This is a genomic window from Rhodopseudomonas sp., from assembly GCF_048594845.1.
GTDB lineage: Bacteria > Pseudomonadota > Alphaproteobacteria > Rhizobiales > Xanthobacteraceae > Rhodopseudomonas.
Map to the genome: position 1 here is coordinate 1 of NZ_JBMDXE010000336.1, position 2055 is coordinate 2055.

Consider the following 2055-nt stretch of genomic DNA (forward strand, 5'->3'; position numbering starts at 1 on the left):
AATCCAGCGCCAGGACCTCGCGCACGCTCGCCGGCCACGCACTCGTATCGATGCCATGCGTTGCGAACAGCGCGACCGCGAGGCGGTCCATGCCGAAGGCGACGCAGCCAGTGTGGGCGGGGTTGCCGCCGACATCGTCGATCCCCCAGGTGACGCCGAAATGTTCGCGGTGATAATTAAAGCTCATGCAGGCGGTCGGAGATTCTTCCGAGCGCAGCGGAACCAGGAGTTCGAACTTCAGCGCCTGCTGCTGCTGGCTGATCGCCTTCATCTGGCCGACTCGTCCGAAGAACGGATCGGAGGCGGTGTCGACCCAGAAGTTCAGGCCGAGGTCGCGCGCGATCGCCTGCGCCTTCTCCATCCAGCGCTCACGGAACGCCGCGACATCCTGCGGCGCGCCGATACAGACATACTCGCGCATCCGGAACGACTGCAGCCGGTCCAGATGCTTCGACGGTTCGCGGCGGAAGCAATCGGCGGCGACGTCGAACCGCAAACCGCCGGCCGGCAGCGGGCCGCGGCTCGCGGCGATCGGATACACCGGATAGCAGGCGGCTGGCGACAGCACGAGGTCGGCCGGCGACAGCGACGTCGTCCAGTCGCCGCCGGCGTCGAACCGGCTCACCGCGGCGTTAATCTCCTGCTCGGTGCCGTGCAGGCCGCAGACGCAGCCCAACAGGTTCGGGAAACTCTTCAGATAGCCCGACTTCTCGAGCTGCGCGCGGCTCATCACCGGCGGAAACCGCATCACCTCGGTGCCGGCCTCGCGATGCCGCGAGATCAGCGCGGCGAGCTTCTCGACCACGCCTTCGTACAGCGCGGTGCGCGCATAGACACCATCGGCGCCGAGTTTGTGAAACAGATGCGCGGCGAGATGATCGAGCGGATCGACCGGCTGCACAGCGGCCTCGGACGGGCGGAACGCGACGTTCATGCGAAGGGCCTCCTCTGTTTGTTGATTATGATCAGCCGCGCAGCGTCGCCGGCACGGCGGCCATCAGGCTCGCGGTGCCGATATTGGCGAGGATGCGATCGTTGTTGATCATCAGCGGCGACGACAGCACGTCGCGCAGATGCCGGCCGATGGTGAAGTCGCCGTCATTGCGATAGCCCGACAGCCCGCAGGCCCGCATCGCACTCATCACCGTCTCGACCGCGAGCTCGGAGGCTTCGACCTTGAGCAGATTGATCGCCGACTGGAAATCGAGTGCGCCGAGCGCCCGCTCGTCGAATTCGGCCGCCACATAGGCGTCGAGATTGGCGGTGATCAGCGCGCGCAGCTTGATCAGCGAGCGCTTCGCCGAATTGTAGTGTGCCGCGCCCGGCGGCAGCTGCCCGCCGGCGCCGCGCGCCGCCTTGCGGATGAAGGCCTGGGCGCGCTCGACCGAGGCGGCGGCGATGCCGGCCCAGGCCGAGGACCACGACAGATGCGCCACCGGCGTCATCGTCTGGGCGTGGATGCGATCATACGGCTCGGCGAACACTTGCGCGGCCACGCCGTTCGCCTTCAGCTCGAAGCCGCGGCTGCAGGTGCCGCGCATGCCGAGCGTCTCCCAGCCGAGCGTCGGCCGCAGCGTGTAGTCTTCCTTGGTGAACACCACCAACACCTGGTCGGAGGCGGCTGCGTCGTTGGCGCGGCGCGCGATGGTCATCACACCGTCGGCCTCGGCGCCGTACGAAATCACCGTAGCGTCGCGCACCAGCGTCACTGCGTCGGCAGTCACTTCGATCGCCGCGGCGCTGGAGCGGATGTTGCCACCGTTGTTGCCTTCGGTCGTGGACGAGGCCAGCAGCAGCTGCTCGTCGGCGATCCGCCGCATCAGGCTTTCGTGCCATGCGCTGCCGCGGCCATGGCGAACCAGGCAGGCCACCTTGGTCTGGTGCATGGCCACGATCATCGCAGTCGAGGCGCAGGCGCGGCCGAGCGCGTAGCACATCTCGGTGACGTCGTGGATCGTGGCGCCCTCGCCGCCGAACTCGACGGGGATCTGGGCGCCGAGCAGCCCATGCTCGCGAGCCGCGTCGATCGCCGCCCGCGGAAACCGCGCCACCCCA

The 2055-nt window shown here is 67.9% G+C and carries 2 protein-coding genes; both read right to left on the reverse strand.

Annotation, left to right across the window (positions count from 1 at the left end; genetic code table 11):
• Positions 1-934: amino acid--[acyl-carrier-protein] ligase (locus ACOJTD_RS22660; RefSeq protein WP_420135102.1), on the reverse strand; the 934-nt coding region annotated here is incomplete at its 3' end.
• A 31-nt stretch (positions 935-965) separates the two neighbouring features.
• Positions 966-2055 (reverse strand): acyl-CoA dehydrogenase family protein (locus ACOJTD_RS22665; RefSeq protein WP_420135103.1); only part of this gene is annotated, 1090 nt, incomplete at its 5' end.